The sequence below is a fragment of the Nonomuraea sp. B1E8 genome (genome assembly GCF_039871515.1).
In the GTDB taxonomy this organism is placed as follows: domain Bacteria; phylum Actinomycetota; class Actinomycetes; order Streptosporangiales; family Streptosporangiaceae; genus Nonomuraea.
In genome coordinates this window covers 294,604-309,378 of the sequence record NZ_JBDPLS010000003.1, presented here as the reverse complement: position 1 = coordinate 309,378, position 14,775 = coordinate 294,604, and the positions used below count along the sequence as shown (strand labels likewise).

17 protein-coding genes and 1 tRNA gene are annotated in these 14,775 nt (G+C 71.0%); 8 read left to right on the top strand and 10 right to left on the bottom strand.

Features of this window, described 5'->3' with window-relative positions:
- Window positions 1-12: 12 nt before the first annotated feature.
- From ABGA98_RS13610 to ABGA98_RS13600, 3 genes are read right to left on the bottom strand one after another with little or no spacing between them, the layout of a single operon-like run.
- Window positions 13-771, bottom strand: a complete 759-nt coding sequence (locus ABGA98_RS13610; RefSeq protein WP_347618601.1) for an alpha/beta fold hydrolase — start codon at window positions 769-771, stop codon at window positions 13-15.
- Window positions 772-799: 28 nt separating this feature from the next.
- Window positions 800-1,048 carry a hypothetical protein gene (locus ABGA98_RS13605; RefSeq protein WP_347618600.1) on the bottom strand — a complete coding sequence of 83 codons (249 nt, stop codon included), beginning with the start codon at window positions 1,046-1,048 and terminating at the stop codon, window positions 800-802.
- On the bottom strand, window positions 1,045-2,562 hold the full coding sequence (locus tag ABGA98_RS13600) for an acyl-CoA carboxylase subunit beta (RefSeq protein WP_347618866.1): 1,518 nt from the start codon (window positions 2,560-2,562) through the stop codon (window positions 1,045-1,047). The genes ABGA98_RS13605 and ABGA98_RS13600 overlap by 4 nt, the downstream gene beginning before the upstream one ends.
- A gap of 495 nt (window positions 2,563-3,057) precedes the next feature.
- Between ABGA98_RS13600 and ABGA98_RS13595 the strand changes: the two genes are divergently transcribed.
- Complete coding sequence (locus tag ABGA98_RS13595; protein ID WP_347618599.1) at window positions 3,058-4,098, top strand: MupA/Atu3671 family FMN-dependent luciferase-like monooxygenase; 1,041 nt, start codon at window positions 3,058-3,060, stop codon at window positions 4,096-4,098.
- A 35-nt stretch (window positions 4,099-4,133) separates the two neighbouring features.
- Entirely contained in the window at window positions 4,134-4,601 is a 468-nt protein-coding gene (locus tag ABGA98_RS13590) for a flavin reductase family protein (RefSeq protein WP_347618598.1), read from the top strand.
- 50 nt (window positions 4,602-4,651) lie between these two features.
- On the opposite strand, the gene ABGA98_RS13585 is transcribed toward ABGA98_RS13590, so the two are convergent.
- The 3 genes from ABGA98_RS13585 to ABGA98_RS13575 form a co-directional block, all read right to left on the bottom strand.
- A tRNA-Lys gene (locus tag ABGA98_RS13585) sits at window positions 4,652-4,728 on the bottom strand.
- Between the two features lie 41 nt (window positions 4,729-4,769).
- Window positions 4,770-5,696, bottom strand: a complete 927-nt coding sequence (locus ABGA98_RS13580; RefSeq protein ID WP_347618597.1) for a nucleoside hydrolase — start codon at window positions 5,694-5,696, stop codon at window positions 4,770-4,772.
- A gap of 240 nt (window positions 5,697-5,936) precedes the next feature.
- Entirely contained in the window at window positions 5,937-6,329 is a 393-nt protein-coding gene (locus tag ABGA98_RS13575; RefSeq protein ID WP_347618596.1) for an OsmC family protein, read from the bottom strand.
- A gap of 118 nt (window positions 6,330-6,447) precedes the next feature.
- Between ABGA98_RS13575 and ABGA98_RS13570 the strand changes: the two genes are divergently transcribed.
- Window positions 6,448-7,149, top strand: coding sequence for a hypothetical protein (locus tag ABGA98_RS13570; protein WP_347618595.1), 702 nt, complete (start codon window positions 6,448-6,450; stop codon window positions 7,147-7,149).
- A gap of 50 nt (window positions 7,150-7,199) precedes the next feature.
- The gene (locus tag ABGA98_RS13565) at window positions 7,200-7,976 is read left to right on the top strand and encodes an FAD:protein FMN transferase (RefSeq protein ID WP_347618594.1); all 777 of its coding nucleotides are present in this window, start codon (window positions 7,200-7,202) and stop codon (window positions 7,974-7,976) included.
- 76 nt (window positions 7,977-8,052) lie between these two features.
- Here ABGA98_RS13565 and ABGA98_RS13560 read toward each other — a convergent pair whose 3' ends face one another.
- Window positions 8,053-8,328: a hypothetical protein gene (locus ABGA98_RS13560; protein ID WP_347618593.1), complete on the bottom strand. Its 276-nt coding sequence runs from the start codon at window positions 8,326-8,328 to the stop codon at window positions 8,053-8,055.
- Between the two features lie 132 nt (window positions 8,329-8,460).
- On the opposite strand from ABGA98_RS13560, the gene ABGA98_RS13555 reads away from it, so the two are divergent.
- Both ABGA98_RS13555 and ABGA98_RS13550 read left to right on the top strand, forming a co-directional pair.
- Window positions 8,461-8,841 carry a phage holin family protein gene (locus ABGA98_RS13555; RefSeq protein ID WP_347618592.1) on the top strand — a complete coding sequence of 127 codons (381 nt, stop codon included), beginning with the start codon at window positions 8,461-8,463 and terminating at the stop codon, window positions 8,839-8,841.
- Window positions 8,842-8,847: 6 nt separating this feature from the next.
- A complete protein-coding gene (locus tag ABGA98_RS13550) occupies window positions 8,848-10,176 on the top strand; it encodes an aromatic amino acid ammonia-lyase (protein ID WP_347618591.1) in 1,329 nt (442 codons plus the stop codon).
- 7 nt (window positions 10,177-10,183) lie between these two features.
- Here ABGA98_RS13550 and ABGA98_RS13545 read toward each other — a convergent pair whose 3' ends face one another.
- Window positions 10,184-11,209 carry a LacI family DNA-binding transcriptional regulator gene (locus ABGA98_RS13545; RefSeq protein ID WP_347618590.1) on the bottom strand — a complete coding sequence of 342 codons (1,026 nt, stop codon included), beginning with the start codon at window positions 11,207-11,209 and terminating at the stop codon, window positions 10,184-10,186.
- A gap of 291 nt (window positions 11,210-11,500) precedes the next feature.
- On the opposite strand from ABGA98_RS13545, the gene ABGA98_RS13540 reads away from it, so the two are divergent.
- Window positions 11,501-12,361, top strand: a complete 861-nt coding sequence (locus ABGA98_RS13540) for an amidohydrolase (protein ID WP_347618589.1) — start codon at window positions 11,501-11,503, stop codon at window positions 12,359-12,361.
- Window positions 12,358-12,909: a cysteine dioxygenase family protein gene (locus tag ABGA98_RS13535; RefSeq protein ID WP_347618588.1), complete on the top strand. Its 552-nt coding sequence runs from the start codon at window positions 12,358-12,360 to the stop codon at window positions 12,907-12,909. The genes ABGA98_RS13540 and ABGA98_RS13535 overlap by 4 nt, the downstream gene beginning before the upstream one ends.
- Here the strand turns inward: ABGA98_RS13535 and ABGA98_RS13530 are convergent.
- Both ABGA98_RS13530 and ABGA98_RS13525 read right to left on the bottom strand, forming a co-directional pair.
- Entirely contained in the window at window positions 12,860-13,561 is a 702-nt protein-coding gene (locus tag ABGA98_RS13530; RefSeq protein WP_347618587.1) for a (2Fe-2S)-binding protein, read from the bottom strand. The two genes, ABGA98_RS13535 and ABGA98_RS13530, sit on opposite strands and share 50 nt — an antisense overlap.
- A gap of 15 nt (window positions 13,562-13,576) precedes the next feature.
- Entirely contained in the window at window positions 13,577-14,737 is a 1,161-nt protein-coding gene (locus ABGA98_RS13525) for an MFS transporter (RefSeq protein ID WP_347618586.1), read from the bottom strand.
- Between the last annotated feature and the right edge of the window lie 38 nt (window positions 14,738-14,775).

The window sequence follows — 14,775 nt, the reverse complement described above, 5'->3', positions numbered from 1 at the left end:
CGAAAGGGGGATCTACGCCTGGGCGGCGGGGATGTTCTCGGTGATCGTCCGCATGACCGCGGCGGCGTGGTCGTTCAGGTAGAAGTGACCGCCGCGGAAGACGTGCAGGTCGAACGCGCCGCTGGTGTGCTCTTTCCAGCGCGCCGCCTCGTCCGTGGTGACATGGGGGTCACGGTCGCCGGTCAGGACGACGATCGGAGCGTCGATCCTGGCGCCGGGCGTGCAGCGGTAGGTCATGATGGCCGTGTAGTCGCCGCGCAGCGACGGCAGGATCATGCTCTGGAGCTCGGGGTCGGCCAGCATGCGCACGTCGGTGCCGCCGAGCCGCCGCACCTCTGCGAGGAGGGCCTGGTCGCCCTCCTTGTGCACGGTCTCGACGCGTACGCACGAGGGGGCGCGCCGGCCGGAGGCGAAGAGCACCCGCGGCGCGAGGTCCCGCTCCATCAGCCTTCTGGCCACCTCGAACGCGACCACGGCGCCCATGCTGTGCCCGAAGAAGGCCATCGGCCGGTCCGCCAGCGGCACGATCTCCGCCGTGACGCGGTCCGCGAGCTCGCCGATGTCGTCGACGCACGGCTCGTGGCGGCGTTCCTGCCGGCCCGGATACTGGATCGCCAGGACGTCGAACCGCGGCGTGAGCTGCTTGGCGACCGGGTGGAAATAGGAGGCCGAGCCGCCCGCGTGCGGGAAACAGATCAGGCGCGTGGCGCTCTCGCGGCCGTCCGGCGCGGCGAAGAAGCGCCGCACCCACGTTCCGGTTTCGGTGATCACTGGGTCTTCCTTCCGTTGATGTCCGCGCTCACCCTGGCGACCAGGAGTTCGGCGCCTGGAATGTGCGCGGCTCGTCCCAGGCGGGCGGCCGGGAGGAGGCGCCCCCGGTCCAGGACGGGTCATTCGCCCGCGTCGCGGGCCTGGGCGGCGGCGGGGCGTTCCCCTCCTCCGGGCCCGGCGCGAGGCGGTGCAGCAGCGCCGTCACCACCGCGGCCAGTTCCTCCTGGTCCAGCTCGCCGCGTACGAACCTGAACACCGCCCCGTCGCCGCCCATCACATCGGCAGGTTTCCGTGCTTGCGGTACGGGACCTTCGCGGTCTTCGCGCGGAGCATGGCCAGCGACCGCGCCAGGACCGCCCTGGTCTCGGCCGGGTCGATCACGTCGTCGACCAGCCCGCGCTCCGCGGCGTAGTAGGGGTGCATCAGCTCCTGCCGGTACTCCCTGATCAGCCGGACGCGGGCCGTGTCGGGGTCGTCGGCCGCGGCGATCTCCTTGCGGAACACGACGTTCGCGGCGCCCTCGGCGCCCATGACGGCGATCTCGTTCGTGGGCCAGGCGAAGGACAGGTCCGCTCCGATGGAGCGGGAGTCCATCACGATGTACGCCCCTCCGTACGCCTTGCGCAGGATGACCTGGATGCGCGGGACGGTGGCGTTGCAGTACGCGTACAGCAGCTTGGCCCCGTGCCGGATGATGCCGGCGTGCTCCTGGTCGCGGCCGGGCAGAAAGCCGGGGACGTCGACCAGGGTGACCAGGGGGATGCTGAACCCATCGCAGAACTGCACGAACCGGGCTGCCTTCTCCGAGGCGTTGATGTCCAGCACGCCCGCCAGCGAGGCCGGCTGGTTGGCCACGATGCCGACGACCTGGCCGTCGATCCTGGCCAGGGCGCAGACGACGTTGGTGGCCCACGTGCTGTGCACCTCGAAGAAGTCGCCGTCGTCGGTGACCTCGTGGATGACCTCGCGCATGTCGTACGAGCGGGTCAGCTCGGAGGGCACGATGTCGAGCAGCGCCTCGCACCGCCGGTCCGCCGGGTCGGCGGTGGCCAGGGCGGGCGGCGACTCGCGGTTGTTGGCGGGCAGGAGGGAGAGGAGGTAGCGGACCTCCTCCAGGCAGTCGGTCTCGTTGTCGTAGACGAAGCCCGCCGCGCCCGAGACGGTGCCGTGCACCTGGGCCCCGCCGAGCTCGTCGTGACTGATCTTCTCGCCGGTGACCGCTTCGACCACGTTGGGGCCGGTGATGTACATCTGCGAGATGCCGCTGACCATGAAGGTGAAGTCGGTGAGCGCCGGGGAGTAGGTGGCGCCGCCCGCGCAGGGGCCGAGGATCACGCTGATCTGCGGGATGACCCCGGAGGCCTGCACGTTGCGCTGGAAGATCCCGCCGTAGCCGGCGAGCGCGGTCACGCCCTCCTGGATGCGGGCGCCGGCGCCGTCGCTGAGGCTGACGAGCGGCGCGCCGGTCGTCATGGCGAGATCCATGAGTTTGTGGATCTTCTGGGCGTGCGCCTCGCCCAGCGACCCGCCGAAGATGCGGAAGTCGTGCGCGTAGACGAAGACGGTGCGGCCGTGCACCTTGCCCCAGCCGGTGATCACGCCGTCGGTGTAGGGCCGCCGGTTCTCCATGCCGAAGCCGCTGGCGCGATGCCGGCGCAGCGGCTCGATCTCGGTGAAGGTGCCCGGGTCGAAGAGCAGGTCGAGCCGCTCGTCGACGGTGAGCTTGCCCCTCGCCCGCTGCGGGTCCTTGGCCGGCCGAGCTTCCCCGCCGCGCGCCTGATCCTTGATCATGCCGAGTTCGGCCACCCGCTCCCGCAGGGAGAGAGGCGGTTCCAAGCCGCGTTCTGTGGTCAGAGTCACGTTGCGTATATCCTCTCGGCCTATGAGCGGGATATCAGCGAGCACGCCCTTCGAGCGCGTGCCCGGATGCCCCGCCCCAGTCAGGTTTCATTCCAGCCCATGGGCCCGCGGCCTAGCTACGGGATTCGCCCCCTAATATCCGCCTGCATTCCCCTACGGAATCCCCTGGACGGCGATCGAGGAGAAAGCTCGCCTTTCCAGGGGAGCGGCCGGAGTTTTCACGCGGTGCCGTCGCCACGCTTCAGGGGGGGCGATAAGGGTTGCCTGCGCGGGAGGGTCCGTGCCCCGCCGCGAGCAGCACGTCTAGTGGGGCATAGGGGTTACCCCACGCTTCGCGCGTCGCGAATACTGGTGCCGCTCGGCAACCTGAAATCTCGCCGGTGTGCCCGGCCGGGGCGCACCAGCGCGGCGTGTAAGGAGACACCGGTGGACTTTGGTTTATTCTATTTCGCGGACGGTGTCCGGACCGGATCCGACCAATACCGGCTGCTGCTCGAAGGGGCCAGGTTCGCCGACACCAACGGTTTCTCCGCGGTGTGGACACCCGAGCGGCATTTCCATGAATTCGGCGGCCGTTATCCCAATCCGGCGGTGACCGCGGCGGCCGTCGCCGCCGTGACGGAGAACGTCGCGATCCGCGCGGGAAGCGTCGTGGCCCCGCTGCACCACCCGGCGCGCATCGCCGAGGAATGGGCGGTGGTGGACAACCTTTCCGGCGGCCGGGCCGGCGTCTCGTTCGCGCCCGGCTGGCACGTGGTCGACTTCGCGCTGAGGCCCGAGAACTACGCCGACCGCCGCCAGGTGACGATGGACACCATCGACACGGTGCGGCGGTTGTGGCGGCAGGAGGAGGTGGAGCTGGTCGACGGCGCGGGCGAGTCGGTCAAGCTGCGCACCCACCCGGCGCCGGTCCAGCCGGAGCTGCCGACGTGGCTCACCAGCTCGGGCAACCCGGAGACGTTCCGCCAGGCGGGCGACCTCGGCGTCGGCATCCTGACCCACCTGCTCGGCCAGAGCCTCGACGACCTCGTCCGCAAGGTCGCCGAATACCGCGAGCACTACGCCAGGGCGCACAACGGGACAGGCCACGTGGCGCTGATGTTGCACACGTTCGTCGGCGAGGACCGCGCCAGGGTGCGGGAGGTGGTGCACGATCCGTTCACCGACTACCTGCGCAGCTCGCTCGGCCTGGTCCTGAAGGCGGCGGAGGAGCTGATGCCGGGCATCGACCCGGACCAGATGGACCCGGAGGACATCGAGTTCCTCCTGGAGGTCTCCTTCGAGCGGTACTTCGAGACGGGCGGCCTGTTCGGCACCGTCGACGACGGCATGGAACTGCTGGGCTCGCTTGAGAGGATCGGCGTCGACGAGGTGGCCTGCCTCATCGACTTCGTCCCCGACACGGACGCCGTCCTCGGCGGCCTGCGCCATCTCGCCCGGCTCAAGCAGCGGTGGGAAGCACGGTGAGCGCCCCGCCGGCCGGCGCCGTCATGATCGACAGCGTGCGGTTGAGACGCGCGCTCGGTCACTACCCGACGGGCGTCGTGGTGATCGCCGCCCTGGCGGACGGCGAGCCGCACGGTTTCACCGTCAACTCCTTCACCTCCGTCTCCCTCGACCCACCCATCGTGAGCTTCTGCGCCGCCCACACCTCGACCACGTGGCCGTACATCCGGGCCGCCGGCGCGTTCACCATCAGCATGCTGAGCGCCGGTCAGGAGCCGGTGTGCCGGTCGTTCGCGAAGAAGGGGGCCGACCGGTTCTCCGGAGTCGGCTGGACGGTGAACGGGAGCGGCCATCCGGCGATCACCGGCGCGGTCGCGTGGATCGACTGCGTGCTCGACTCCTGCCACCTCGTGGGGGACCACGAACTGATCCTCGCCAGGGTGATCGACCTGACCACCAACGACGACGCCGGCGACGACCCGCTGGTCTTCCACCGCGGGCGGCTCGGCAGGGTGCTGCTCTGACCGGCGGGAATGTCGAAGGGCGCTCGCCTGCTGGGGAGCGCCCTTCCGAGTGGTGCGCCGCCAGGGACTCGAACCCCGGACCCGCTGATTAAGAGTCAGCTGCTCTGACCAACTGAGCTAGCGGCGCAACAGGTGTAACTGTATCAGCCGCCGAACGGTACCCGCACATCATCCGAGCCGGGCCGCCAGCCCTTCGTACGCCCCCAGCACCAGGTCCCAGAACCGCTTCACGTCCAGGGACGTCCCCACCTGCGCGTTCGCCCGCCGGTCGCCGACCCTGAAATCCGTCACCGTCATTCCCCGGGTGTAGATCCCGGCCGTCTCCACGTTCACCACGGCGGGAACGCGGGTGAACAACGACGGATCCAGCACGTACGCCACCGCGCACGCGTCGTGGATGGCGGGGCCGCCGTCGGCCGTGACCTCGCCGTAGAACCGGGCCGCCGGCACCAGCAGGTCGCGGCCCAGCCGCCCGAGCGGGCGCATGCGGTCGAGCACGCCGGAGGTGACCACGGCCGACAGCGTCACGTCCAGCCCCATCATCGTCACCGTCCATCCGGCGTCGAAGACGATCGCGGCCGCCTCGGGGTCGGCCAGCATGTTGAACTCGGCCGCCGGGTTGTGGTTGCCCCGCGTGAAGGAGCCGCCCATGATGACCAGGTCGCGGGCCCACTCGACGACGCGCGGCTCGCGGCGTACGGCGAAGGCGAGGTTCGTCAGCGGCCCGATCGCCACCAGCGTGATCTCTCCGGGGGTGGCCCGCAGCGTCTCCACGATGAAGTCGGCCGCGTGCCCGTGCGACGGCCCCCGCTCGGCGGCGGGCAGCCGTGCGTCGCCGAGCCCGCTGGCGCCGTGCACGTGGGAGGCGCGTACGGTGCGCCGCAGCAGGGCGCCCGCGCTGCCCGGCGTCACCGGCACGTCGCCGAGCCGCAGGAACTCCCTGAGCGCCAGGGCGTTGGCGGTGGTCAGCTCCAGATCGACGTTGCCGCCCACCGTGGTGATGCCGGCCAGGCGCACCGACGGGGAGCCCGCGATCAGTGCCAGGGCGAGCGCGTCGTCGATGCCGGGATCGCAGTCGATGAGAACCTTTTTCACAGAAGGCGAGGATACGCATAGATCGGGCCGGGCAGTTCCCCCAAAGCTGCCCGGCCCGATCGGTGGCGGTCCAGGCCGGCGTCTTCCCCCAAAAACGCCGACGGTCCCGCACTGGCGAACCGCGGTCCCCCTCCGCGTCCGCTCCGGTGAAGGTCTATTGGCCTCTCGACCTGCTACAACGCTACCGAGACGAATGCAACGGTCGCGTCATAACGGGGTCGAATATCTGTTTAATCCCACCTACGGAAGTTCCAACCGAACCTCCGTACCTTCCCGAAGTGACCTGCTCACCGTGCAGTACTTCTCGTGCACCCGCTCCGCCACCGCCTCGAAGACGGCGCGGGCGTCCTCCGACGGCAGCTCCACGTCATAGGTGACCGTCACCGGGCCCAGCTTGCTCTGCTCGACCTTCTCCGCCTGCACGGTCATCTCCAGCCGGACGAGCCGCTTGTTCCGCTGGGCCGTGAGCGGCTCGACGGTCACGATGTTGCACCCGCCCACCGCCGCCAGCAGCAGCTCGACCGGGGTGAACACGCCGTCCTCGTCGCCACCGCCGATCCGCACCTCGGCGCCGCGGGCGTTCGTGGCCCGGAATCCGCCGTCATCAGTCCGCTCCACACGCACATTTGCCATGTTCCCGACCTTAGTCACCGGGCGCAGCGGCGGGTCCAGGGGTGTGGCGGCGGCCCATTCACCTGATTCCTCAGCTGCGCTCAGAAACCTTTCATGTTCGTTCACCACCGTGATGGACATGGCTAGCGAGGCGAATGCGAACCAAGGTCCCATCCTCTTCTGGTGTGGTGTCGCGGTAGCCGAGTTCGGGGCGATCCAACCGGGTCTCGGCCACTCGTGGAGCCCCACCTCCTACCTCACCGCGGCGCTGCTCGCCGGGATCGGCCTGCTCAGCGTCAAGGCCGCCGGTCACCTGCGCACCGAGGAGGCCAGGCAGCGGCTGCGGCTCGGCGGCTACCTGACCGGGGCGCTGCTGGTGGCGTACCAGGTCGGCGCGGCGCCCCAGGCGACGGAGCCCGGCCGCGTGGCCTGCCTGCTCATGTACGCGCTGGCGGCCGTCATGGCGGTCCTGAGCCACCGCGTCACGCCGGAGAGCAGGCCGGTCCTGCTGATCGCCACCGGCGTCGATCCGCGTTCCCTGCGCGCCCGCCTGGCGAGGGCCGCCGACACCGTGGCCGTCTACCGGACCGAACGCGCCACCGACGAACTGCGCGACCTGGAGGCCACGTACGGTCTCGTCCTCGTCGTCGGCCGGGAACACGACCCGAGGGTCAAGGAGCGCCTGAGCGCCTCCGGGCTGAGCCGCGAGATCCCCGACATCGCCGAGCGCGAGGTGGTGGTGGCCGGTCCGCGCCCGTTCAAGCGGTACGTCAGCGGCGCCTTGTCACGCCTCGCCATCCCCAGATCACAAATCCGTTTCGAAAACGGACACAGGGTTTAGGCCGACGTTACGCGTCATCTGAGACGGTGGGTGGCGGACAAGGAGGCAAGGTGACGACTTTCCCCGGAACCGCCCGTGTCGAGATGGTCATGGGTATGCCCGTCAGCGTGGACATCCGCACGGCGCTCCCGGCACGCGAGATGACCCCTCTGCTGGACGACGCCTTCGCCTGGCTCAGGTGGGTGGACGACACCTTCAGCCCGGTCAAGGAAGACAGCCAGATCGGCCGGCTCAACCGCGGCCGGACCATCGAGCAGATCCCTGAGCTCATCGAGGTCCTGCACCGCTGCGACGAACTCAGCCGGCTCACGGACGGCTGGTTCGAGGCCCACATCAACGGCGTGACCGACCCGTCCGGTTACATCAAGGGCTGGGCGCTCGAACGCCTGTCGCGCGCGCTGGTCAACGCGGGCGCCGGGGACCACCGCATCAACGCGGGCGGAGACATCAGGCTGCGCGGCTCGGCCTCCCCCGGCAAGCGCTGGCGGGTCGGCATCCGGGACCCGCACACGGACCTGGTCCGCAAGGTCGTCCTCGCCCACGACCTGGGCATCGCCACCTCTGGCGGCGCGCCCATCGTCAACCCGCGCACCGGCGAGGTGCAGCGCGGGCTCGGCTCTGTCACGGTGATCGGGCCAGACCTCGGCATGGCGGACGCCTACGCCACCGCCATCTACGCCATGGGGCCCATCCTGGCCCGGCGCTTCGCGGCCCGGCTCGCGGAGTCGGGGCCGTACCAGACGATGATCATTCTGAGGGACGGGCAGGACGTCAGCACGCCCGGCTTCGCCCAGTACAGCGGCGGCCAGGCCCAGCTGGCGGGCTGATCCGGGGCACCGCGGGCCAGGCGGGCGCGGGCCAGGCGGGCGCGGGCCAGGCGGGCGCGGGCCAGGCGGGCGCGGGCTAGGCGTCGGGGTGTTTGCGCAGATATTCCAGGTAGATCGGGCGCAACGCCTCCCCCAGCTCGCCCTCGCCCGACGCGATGGCGTCGCTGAGCAGCGCCGAGACCCTGCTGAGGTCGTTGGCACTCTCGTCATGGTGACCGGAGGCGGCCTCGGCGGCGGGGATCACCTTCAACAGGTCCCACAGAAACCCCAGGTCCCCATGGCGTACGGCATAACGCACCGCCCGATCGTGCAACTCGTTGGCCGGCAACGACTCGAGCCCGTTCGCGTTCATCTCGTACCTCCCCTGCACGCACCTTCCCGAGCAGGACGGGCCATAACCGGCGACTACCGGCTGTGACCGCCGGGCATCGTCGTGCTCGCACCCCTATCGCGGCGCCGTTCCCAAGTGGGAGGATCAAGCAGCGTGAGATTCATCATCAGAACCCTTGCTGCAGCGGTGGCCCTGTGGGTCGCCATCCAGCTCGTCCCGGGCATCGGCGTCGATCTCGAGACGAACACGGCGCAATACTGGGGCGTCCTGGTGATCGTGGCGCTGATCTTCGGCATCATCAACGCGATCGTCAAGCCCATCGTCAAGACGCTGGGCTGCGCGCTCATCGTGCTGACCCTCGGCCTCTTCCTGCTCGTGATCAACGCTGCCATGCTGCTGTTGACGGGCTTCATCGCCGAGCAGGTCGACATCCCCTTCCACGTCGACGACTTCTATCCGGCCGCCTTCTGGGGCGCGATCATCATCAGCGTGGTGAGCTGGCTGCTCGGCCTGTTCATCCCCGACAACGACTGAGTCCCCATGGAGCTCGACGGTGCCGGTCTGACGTGCGCGCAGGTGCACGAGGCGGCGTACGACGGGGCCCGGGTCACGATCTCCTCCCTCGATCGGGCCCGGGCCGCGTGGGCCACCGCCCAGGGGCTGCGGGGCCCCGTCTACGGACGGAGCACCGGAGTCGGCGCCAACAAGGCCGTCACCGTGGAAGCCCCCGGCCTCGACCTGCTGCGCAGCCACGCGTGCGGCGCCGGCGCGCCGATCTCGCCCTCCCGTGCGCGGGCGATGCTCGTCGTCCGGCTCAACCAGTTCGTCGCGGGCGGTTCCGGCGTCGATCCGGCCGTGCTCCCGGTGCTGGCACACGCCGTCAACGCCGGTTTCACCCCGCCGATCAGGACGTACGGCGCCATCGGCACCGGCGATCTGACGGCCCTGTCCATCACCGCCCTGTGCCTGCTGGGCGAGCTCCCCTGGCGCCGCGACGGCGCCGCGCCGGCCGAGGAGCCGCGCTTCCCGCTGGCGTCGAGCGACGCGCTGCCGTTCATCAGCTCGGGAGCCGCCACGCTCGCCGACGCCGCCATCGCCTGCCACCGCCTGCGCCTGCTCCTCGAAGCGGCGGTCGACGTCGCCGCGATGTCGTTCACCGCCGTCGACGCCTCCGCGGAGCCGCTGGCCGCCGCCGTCCAGGAGGCCCGCCCCCACCCCGGGCAGGCCGTCGTCGCCGCCCGCCTGCGGGCCCTGCTCAGCCAGGGGCTGGCCACCCGCATCCAGGACCCGTACGGATTCCGGGCCTTCGCCCAGGTGCACGGCGCGGCCGTGGACGCGCTCGACCGGACCACCGCCACGATCGAGATCGACCTCAACGCGGCGACCGAGAACCCGCTCGTCTCCGGCACTCTGGCCTGGCACAACGGCAACTCCCACGCGGCCCCGGTGGCGCTGGCCCTCGACGCGCTGCGGGCGGCGATCGTGCAGACCGCCCAGCTCAGCACCGCCCGCCTGGCCGCGCTCATGGACCCCGCCTACACCGGCCGCCTGCCGTTCCTCGCCAGGCAACGCGGCGAATCCGGGGCCCTGATCCTGGAATATGTGGCTCAGGACGCCATGGCCGTGCTGCGCCACCTCGCCGTGCCGGTGACGACGGGCACGGCGGTGATCTCGCTCGGCACGGAGGAGCACGCGAGCTTCGCCACCCAGGCCGCCCGCCTCACCCTGCGCTGCCTGGAGCCCCTGGCGCTCGTGCTGGCCTGCGAGCGCACCGCGGCTCTCAGGGCCCGCCAGGCCCCGCCCCCGGACCGACCGCTCACCGACGACCTGGAGGAGTCGCGCCGTGCCCTGACGGGACACCCGGAGTGAGCTGCTGTCAGCGGCCGGGCGCCTGTAGTAGCCCCTGTCGGTGGCCGGGCACCCGGGCGACCGAGCCGCGCTCCCTGAGCGCGGGCGCCTGCACGACGTGCCGCCGCCGGGTGCCGCCGTCGGCCGCCGCCGACATGAGCCGGACCGCGGCCCGCACGATGCCGTCGATGCCCCAGTCGACCGTCGTCAGGCCGGGGGTGAGCAGGCCCGACATGGGATGGTTGTCGTAGCCCATGACCGACACGTCGCCCGGGATCGACAACCCGAGCTCCTGGGCGGCCGCGTAGACGCCGTAGGCGATCGAGTCGGCGAAGCAGAAGACGGCGCTCGGCTCCTTCGCCGCCAGGATGTCGTGGGCCGCCGCCGTCGCGTCGGCCAGGCCGTGGGGTGAGGTGGCGACCTGGATGTCCAGGCCCAGCCGCTCGGCCTCGGCCATCACGTGCACGTCGGCGGGGCGGTCGGGCGTGCTGGCCCGGGTGGGCGTCAGCACGGCGATGCGGTGGTGGCCGAGGGCGCGCAGGTGCTCGAGGGCCAGGGTCACGCCGCGCCGGTTGTCGAAGACGACCTCGCCGGCCGTGCCCGCGATCGAGTCACCGACCGCGATCACCGGCAGCGACTCGCACAACTCCGGCCAGAACGCCGCCGCAGGGTCGATCGGCTGCACGATCATGCCGTCGACCCGCTGGTCGCGAAGCTGCTGAGCCAGCGCCCGCTCCCTGGCGGGATCGCCGAACGCGTCGAGGATCAGCGCGTAACGATCCTTCTCGCGCAGCCCCCTGCTGATGCCGACCGCCAGGGACTGCTGCCACAGGTCCTCAAGCGAGCCGCACAGCAGCCCGATCATGCCGGTGCGGCCGCTGGCCAGCGCCCTGGCGATGGGATCGGCCTCGTAGCCGAGCTCGGCCGCGGCGGCCCGCACGCGCTCCTTCGTCTCTTCGGACACCTGCAGGCCGCGCAGCGCGTAAGAGACGGCCGCGGGGGACAGGCCCGTCGCCTGGGCCACCTCGCGGATCGTCGCTCTCTTTCGAGGCATTAAGCCAGCCTATTGGGTGCCGCCGACAGAAGCCGATTCCAGGGCGCGGGCATGTCGGCTCCCGTCTTCCGGCGGTGAGGACATGCTTCTTCAGCATCCATCCTTGCGCGCCGCGTGTCGAGCGGCGGGACCCGATCCTCGTGACCGCCCGCGGCGGGCGGTGGCGGCTGTTGACAAGCGTCAGGTGAAGCGGTTCACTGAACCGTATCACTGAACCGCTTCACGTGACGGATTCCGCTGCGCAGGGGCTTTGCATGTATTGTGAGTAGGAAATAGGGGAAGGAGTGACCCGTGAGCATCGACGTGCACCAGCACCTGTGGACCCGTGCGTTCGTCGACGCCCTGCGCGCTCGCACCTCCCCGCCCCGCCTCGACGGCTGGACGCTGCTCCTCGACGGCGAGCCGCCCTACGACGTCGACCCCGCCGACCACGAGCACCGCGACACCACCGGCCTCGAACTGGCGCTGGTGTCGCTGTCGAGCCCGCTCGGCATCGAGTTCCTGCCGCCCGAGGAGTCCTGGCCGCTGATCGACGCCTACCACGACGGCGCCCTGGCGCTGGGCGAGCCCTTCAGCGCGTGGGCGGCCACCTGCCACAGCGACGCCGACCCCGACCGGCTGGCCGAAGACCTCGCCAGGGGTTTCGCCGGGCTCCAGATGCCCGCGACGGCCGCGCCCGACGACCGGCTGCTGGAGGTGCTGACCGGCCTGGACCTGCCACTGTTCGTGCACCCCGGGCCGGCCGTCCCTTCCGAGGGCGCACCTCCGTGGTGGCCCGCGCTGGTGCCGTACGTGCAGCAGATGTACGCCGCCTGGCACCATTTCCACGCCGTCGTCAGGCCCCGGCACCCGAGGCTGCGCGTCTGCTTCGCCCTCCTCGCCGGGCTGGCGCCGCTGCACTCCGAGCGCCTCATCGCCAGGGGCGGCGGCGGGCGCGGCCTGGTCGACCCCGGCTTCTTCGTGGAGACCTCCTCCTACGGCCCGCGCGCGATCGACGCGATCGTCCGCGAGCTCGGCATCGACGTCGTCGTCAACGGTTCCGACGCGCCCTATGCCACCGCCCCCGACCCCGGACTCGGCGCCGCGGCCGCGCACGCCATCGGGGTCGTCAACCCCCGTCGCCTACTCAGCAGAAAGGAGACTCGTACGTGAGCACCGACCAGATCCAGGACGGGGGCACCTGCGCCCGGCTCCCGGAGCGCACTCTCGACCGGCGCGAGCTCCGCGACCTGGTGAACGACCTGGCCGCCCGCCCGGAGGAGTGGCACGACCAGGTCGACTTCCCCGCCGGCGGCGGCCGGCACTACGCCTCGCTGCACCGCGACGCGTACGTGGACGTCTGGCTGCTGTGCTGGCGTCCCGAGGACGACACGGGCTGGCACGACCACGACATCTCCTCGGGGGCGGTCCACGTGGTGCGGGGGGCGCTGCTGGAGTGCAACCCGCGCATCGGCGGCGAGCACCTGGAGACCGTGGTGACGGAGGGCCGGTCGTTCTCGTTCGGGCCCGACCACATCCACCGGCTCACCGGCGCGGTCGACCACAGCGTCTCCATCCACGCCTACTCGCCGCCGCTGTGGCGGCTCGGCCAGTACTCGATCGGGTCGAGCGGCGTCATGCGCCGCGTCTCGGTGAGCTACGCCGACGAGCTCAGGCCGTTGGACGAGCAGGTCGGGCCGGCGGTCGGCTCTGTGGCTTGAGCACGCAGCAGCTTCCGCAGGGCTCCACGCCGGGCAGGGTGATCCACAGACAGCAGGTCCTGCGGAAATAGCCGTCGTCGGCGGGCTCGATGAGCCCGTCGACCGGCGGGCCGATCTCCTTCAGCAACCGCATGTAGTCGCCCTCGACGATCGAGGTCAGCGGATGGGCGACGGCCTCGGCGGTGGACCCCCACAACGTGCGCTCGCCCACCTTGGCCAGGGAGCCGAGGGCCCTGACCAGCGGCGCTTGGGACTCGGCCAGCGCCTCGCCGATCGCGCCCGCGCCCGAGCCCCAGCTCACGCGCGTGGCCGCGAGGGTCACCCCGGCGGCGGACACCTTGAAGTAGGTGTCCGGCAGCCGCATGAGCGGCACCTTCCCGTCCAGCGCCCAGCCGAGCACCATCGGCAGGGTGTGCCAGTAGCCGTAGGTCTTCCAGAACAGCGCCGCGCCGACGTGCCGCGGGGCGTTCCAGCGCGCGGCCGTCTCGTCGGCCAGTTCGGCGAGCAGGGTGTACGGCTCCCGCACCAGCTCGGCGGCGGGCGTCCAGGTCTCGTCGGGCTCGATGACGAGGCCGGGCTCCACGCCGAGGATCCCGCCACGCGCGTCGGTGACCCGCTGAAGCACCTCGGTCAGCACCGCGAACCCCCGCACATCTGTAGGTAAGCCTTACCTCAACGTAGCAGGGCGTCCGGCGTACCACCCCGCCACGATCTGCACCACGAGCACGCCCATCCCGGCCATCAGCGGCACCGACCATCCGCCGGAAATCTCCCTGAGCAGCCCGAACAACATCGGTCCGAGCGCCGCGACGCCGTATCCGACCGACTGGGCCACCGCCGACAGCGCGGTCACCCCGGCCGGGTTCGCCGGCCGCAACGCGATGATCAGCAGCGCCAGCACGAACGAGGCGCCCTGGCCGACGCCGAGCACGATCATCCACACCCACGGCAGGGCCGTCGGGGCCAGCAACATCCCCAGATACCCGAGCACGGTCAGCACGCCCGCGCCCACCGCGTACGGCGCCTGCGACTTCCGCCGCCCGGCCAGCACGGGAACGGCGAGCGAGGTGCCCACCTGGACCAGGTTCGTGAGGCTGAGCAGGTAGCCGGCCTGGTCGGAGGGCACGCCGGCCTCGATGAAGATCGTCGGCAGCCAGGCCAGCATGACGTAGAAGGTCAGCGACTGCAGCCCCATCAGGGCCGTGACGTACCACGTCACGGGGCTGCGCAGCACCATGCCGATCGGCCGGGGACCCTCCTGTCCCCCTGCGCGCCCGCGCCGCGCCTGCGGAAGCCAGAGCAGGGCCGCGAGCAGCGCGGGCACCGCCAGCAGCGCCGAGACGCCGCGCCAGCCGTACCCTGTGCCGTGTTCGAGCGGGATCACCAGCGCCGAGGCGGTGGCCGCGCCGGCCACGACGGAGGAGACGTAGACGCCGGTCATGAGGTTGATCCGGGAGGGGAAGTGCTGCTTGACGACGCCGGGCATGGCGACGTTCATGACGGCGATCGCGGTGGCCGCCAGGGCCGAGCCGAGGTAGAGCAGGGCCGCGCCGTCGAGACCGCGCAGCGAGACGCCCGCCGCGATGACGAGCAGGCCGGCGAGGAGCGTGCGGTCGAGCCCGATGCGCCGGGCGAGCAGCGGCACCGCCAGCCCGAAAACGCCCAGGCAGACCACCATGACCGTGGTGATCGCGCCGCCACCCGCCGGCGAGAGCCCGACGTCGTCCATGATCTCGTCGAGGAGCGGCGAGATCCCCGCGATGGCCGGACGGAGGTTGAGCGCGGCCAGCACGAATCCCGCGACGAGCGCCACAGATCGCAACGACATAGGCGACCACTCTGGCATAACCGCTTGACAACGTTGTC

What these genes read in the sequence shown, in the direction of transcription:
- ABGA98_RS13600 (WP_347618866.1), bottom strand. Translation starts at nt 2,562, where the DNA reads ATGATCAAGGATCAGGCGCGCGGCGGGGAAGCTCGGCCGGCCAAGGAC.
- ABGA98_RS13575 (WP_347618596.1), bottom strand. Translation starts at nt 6,329, where the DNA reads ATGGCAAATGTGCGTGTGGAGCGGACTGATGACGGCGGATTCCGGGCC.
- ABGA98_RS13570 (WP_347618595.1), top strand. Translation starts at nt 6,448, where the DNA reads ATGGCTAGCGAGGCGAATGCGAACCAAGGTCCCATCCTCTTCTGGTGT.
- ABGA98_RS13560 (WP_347618593.1), bottom strand. Translation starts at nt 8,328, where the DNA reads ATGAACGCGAACGGGCTCGAGTCGTTGCCGGCCAACGAGTTGCACGAT.
- ABGA98_RS13550 (WP_347618591.1), top strand. Translation starts at nt 8,848, where the DNA reads ATGGAGCTCGACGGTGCCGGTCTGACGTGCGCGCAGGTGCACGAGGCG.
- ABGA98_RS13545 (WP_347618590.1), bottom strand. Translation starts at nt 11,209, where the DNA reads ATGCCTCGAAAGAGAGCGACGATCCGCGAGGTGGCCCAGGCGACGGGC.
- ABGA98_RS13525 (WP_347618586.1), bottom strand. Translation starts at nt 14,737, where the DNA reads ATGTCGTTGCGATCTGTGGCGCTCGTCGCGGGATTCGTGCTGGCCGCG.